Raw genomic sequence first — 3,492 nt, 5'->3', positions numbered from 1 at the left:
GGGGCAAAATTAGGTTATGCCCCCGTTCGGTGTTTTAAAGACGTATGACTCCCTACGCACATACAGCAGCGCATTAGTCAAATTGGTCTGAAATTAACCTGAAGGTGGCGAATCTAGGGCCTTTCGGCTAGATAAACATTGAAAATTATTCGTAAAATGAATAATAATGACGTAGGTCATGATATTTTACTCCCAAAAGTAATTGTTGTGGCTTAGCTGGTAGTTAGGAGTGCGAATCCTTACTATCAGCGCTTTTTAAAACTTAAAACTGCCCAATAATCTTATTGCATTCAGAATTAGGTTGCAATAAAAATTTATCATAAAGTCTAGATCGTTTTTGTCTTTTATTTCAGTAACTTAATAAGTATTGCTATATCTTGTCCTTTGAGCTTGGGCAAACCAAATCAAATTGTTTAAATGATGACAATAAGTGCTTGCAGTTATTATTTATAAAGGAGTGAGGTAAACAGGTGCCAACATTATGACCAATGATGGGATTAAAAATCATCGGCAAACCATGCTATGATATGCGCACTGTAATCAAATAAAATACAAACATCATGAGGCTGCCTTTAAAAGAACCTTTATCTGCCCGGTACCTATACCTAAGCCCCGAAAACATAGTCCACATCTTCATGCCCATAGTCAGTGGCACGACCATTGGATTAGACAACACCTGCAAAGCAGTTTATGCGCTGCAAGAGTTTTTTGATAAAGGGAGTAATTCAAATAAAAAGGCCAGTTTAAAAATGGAGTTATTAGCCTATAAAGAGGCCTTAGAAAGCGATATAAGTCTATTACTCGGAGCTGACTCGCCACTCAGGCAACAAAAACAAGAAAGGTTGAATCAAATTAATGCCTATTTAAAGGTAGTTGGCTTTGTGGAAAAACACCCGGAGCTAAATTGTCTTAATTCAAGCTTTCCAAGCTATCCAAGGCCATTAGAAAGCATGATGCAGGACAGAGCCACATCGAACCTGTACAGCATAGTGTTGCACCCACAGGAGCAAGATGGTTATCTTCGTACCGAAGGAGTAAATCCGATATTTCGTGTGGCGCACACGAGCGTATCAAGAAACATAGAACATGCCGAATCCCAATTACAACAAGCACTCATCAAAGCATATATCCCATTAATTTTTCATGATTTGAAGGCTAAAGTAATAGATCTGGTAGTGACACAATTAAAGGCTCTCAATAAACCCTTTGATTTTGGCACTTTGAGAACGCTCTTACACGACACAGTACAAACGGAATTGGGTGTTGCCATTGATTTCACCAAAACAGCCAACGGGGTGCTCCTTACGCAAAGATATATAAACGAGGTCATGTTCTTTGATAATGAGACAAAGCCAAAAAAGTATATACAGGCTTTATTCGGTTTCTGTGCCCCAGATTTATTCACCACAACGATTGTATCGCCTTTTAAGTACCTAAACCAGGCAGAACGCTGGTCCATAGCAACTCAATTTTTATTAGGTCTGAGCAATATCTATGCTGTAATGAACGGCAAAACCAGCCAAGACACCAATTTTGGGGCAATTCTGGATAAGCATCCAACGTTATGTGCTAACCTAGCTTTCATTTTAGCGCAAGCGCAAAAGACTAACGCATCCATTGAAGAGGCCTGTTTGTTTTGGATAAATGAGCATGCTCAAGATTTGCGATTAAAAACCCCATTCACTGCCGATGACATCAATGCCATTAAGCACGATGTTGCTCACCAATACGCGCAAATCAAAGATTCACCACATTTTGATGAGTTTTTTGTATTAGACTCCACAAAGAATGGCGCCTTTGTCATGCATCAGGGGTCCATCTGCACCCCTTTTACCAGGTTTGTGAGTTCTCCTTTGTTGGATGTCCCTCAAGCATTAATCCTGCCTTTAGAGAAAGCGCGAGGAGCTGCACCTAGCTTAGGTATAACCATCCCTCATAAAACTACGCTTCTTCAATGCGAGGTAGAGATAAATACCGCCACCATGGATAAGGCCTCATTACAGGCCTTATACGAACGAATAGACAGTTACAACGACGCAAAACTTAAAGAAAAACTCTTTACAGAGCGCCCTGATTTCAAATTGCAAATCAACGCCAAGCACTTCGTACAGCATGTCGCCTATGGCCAACAAAATGAGGCCGAAAGCCTACTCAAAAAAGAGACAGAGCTTGCTCAAGAACTTCTCACCGCTCGAGACATTAAGTTCACCGATTATTCAGGCCGCACGTTTACATGCAGCGCCTACGAGTATGCCTGGTGGGCCAAAGACTCGCATATGCGCTTTATGCTTGAGCGATACATGAATGATGACACCAAACAAGAACTCTTAAAGCGCGTGCAACACATAGAAGAGCCCATAGGAACACTATTTAAAAAACAAAGAAGATTCACCTATACCCAAAATGGGAAAGAATACCGCAGTGCTCATTTTGATTTGACACCCTTAAAGCAGGCATTGAGAACTTATATTGAGGCGTACAGTAAAAGTCCTCGGGCAACGGATGCGGATTGGGAAGAACTAAATACACTCTGGATAAATATTGGTCTTCTTCAAAGAAAGATACCTGCTCATATTGTCCATGAGTATTGTCACCCCAAACGTTCATTTCAAGATGTAGTGCAAAACCCTAGCTTATTGGAGGCATCTAATCCCGCTAATCTGGAGCGAGGACTTATGTTCTATAATTGGTTTACTAAGTCCTATGACGCTTGGTTTACTTCTGCATCGCCCCGAGAGGATTCTGATTTGAATTTTTCGTTTGCTATATTACGGGCGCGGGTGCAGGAGGGGGTGCATGCGGCTGGGCGCGTGCGGCCGCTGTCAGCGTGGTTGTTTGCTATTGATTTATCGGCTATAGAAGTCATTGATGAAGTGAGAACAAAAGACCTTATGCGGTCTCATGAATATCTTGTTGGGCCATTAATTCTACAGGCACCCAGGATTCACGGTAGTTATTCTGGAGTAGCTCAATAGCAATACCCGCTGGGAAAATAAGGATTGATGAGTCCAGCTTTGAGTTGCTCTCATCCACCACTGCAACCATGCGCTCATGTAGCTTCTGATTCTTGGGGGTAGAAAACCCATCAATAACTATAAGCCGAACTTGTTCGTGCGTATTTCTATTAGTGTGAATGCGCGCTGTTTAGATTTAAGCTCAGCTGAAGAAATTGAGTATGTGCAATTTGATGGAAAAAATTGGGCTGAGAGTATTGCTGATGGCGATGCTTTAGGCAATGGCTTTTGATCCAGACCATTTTTTAAAATAGAGCGCACTTTGATAGGGGTGCGTATTTGCAGCACACTCCAAGCGTTGATTCCCATAGCTTTTACCACACACCGCGTCAATATGGGGACTGTTGGCTAGACCCTGAACGATCCACACGAATTTACTCATATATCCCTTGCTCCAATTGTGTTTGAATGATCATCTGTACCAAGAGAATGGAGGCAAGAAAGAGTTGTTCATTAGAAAAAATAAGTTGTTTTTTTA

3 protein-coding genes are annotated in these 3,492 nt (G+C 41.5%); 2 read left to right on the top strand and 1 reads right to left on the bottom strand.

Annotation, left to right across the window (positions count from 1 at the left end):
* The first annotated feature begins 560 nt into the window (after positions 1–560).
* Positions 561–2,975, top strand: a complete 2,415-nt coding sequence (locus WA877_RS02385; RefSeq protein WP_425169337.1) for a SidC — start codon at positions 561–563, stop codon at positions 2,973–2,975.
* A 136-nt stretch (positions 2,976–3,111) separates the two neighbouring features.
* Entirely contained in the window at positions 3,112–3,246 is a 135-nt protein-coding gene (locus WA877_RS02380) for a hypothetical protein (protein WP_425169336.1), read from the top strand.
* On the opposite strand, the gene WA877_RS02375 is transcribed toward WA877_RS02380, so the two are convergent.
* Positions 3,229–3,396, bottom strand: a complete 168-nt coding sequence (locus WA877_RS02375) for a hypothetical protein (protein ID WP_425169335.1) — start codon at positions 3,394–3,396, stop codon at positions 3,229–3,231. The genes WA877_RS02380 and WA877_RS02375 overlap by 18 nt on opposite strands.
* Positions 3,397–3,492: the final 96 nt, after the last annotated feature.

The organism is Legionella sp. (assembly GCF_049790535.1).
In the GTDB taxonomy this organism is placed as follows: Bacteria; Pseudomonadota; Gammaproteobacteria; order Legionellales; family Legionellaceae; genus Legionella.
Note: the sequence above shows the minus strand (reverse complement) of the source record. Positions and strands in the feature narration are given on the sequence as shown.